This window comes from Tamlana crocina (assembly GCF_012037625.1).
This window is the reverse complement of the sequence record NZ_JAAVJS010000927.1, coordinates 1-255: the sequence shown is the minus strand read 5'-3', so window position 1 is coordinate 255 and position 255 is coordinate 1. Positions and strand designations below refer to the sequence as shown.

Genomic DNA, 255 nt, shown 5'->3' with positions numbered 1-255 from the left:
GCGTTTAAAGTTCATATTTTGTTTTATGTTTCCAAAAACAGCCTCAACATCCCAACAACGTTGTTTTCTTTTAGCAATACCTTGCTCACTTTTCAGTAATGTTTTGGCCTGGGCTTTTAATCGTATGGGATTATGGTTGCGCTCAATTATACGGTCGTATTTGGATTTGTGACAAAGGCTTCTAAGCGGACACCCTTGACAGTTTTGGGCTTGATAGCGATGTATTTCCTGTTCAAAACCATTTTTTGTTTCCCT

1 protein-coding gene is annotated in these 255 nt (G+C 38.4%); it reads right to left on the bottom strand.

Annotation, left to right across the window (positions count from 1 at the left end):
* Nucleotides 1-255 (bottom strand): transposase (locus HC176_RS19540; RefSeq protein WP_209309854.1); only part of this gene is annotated, 255 nt, incomplete at both ends.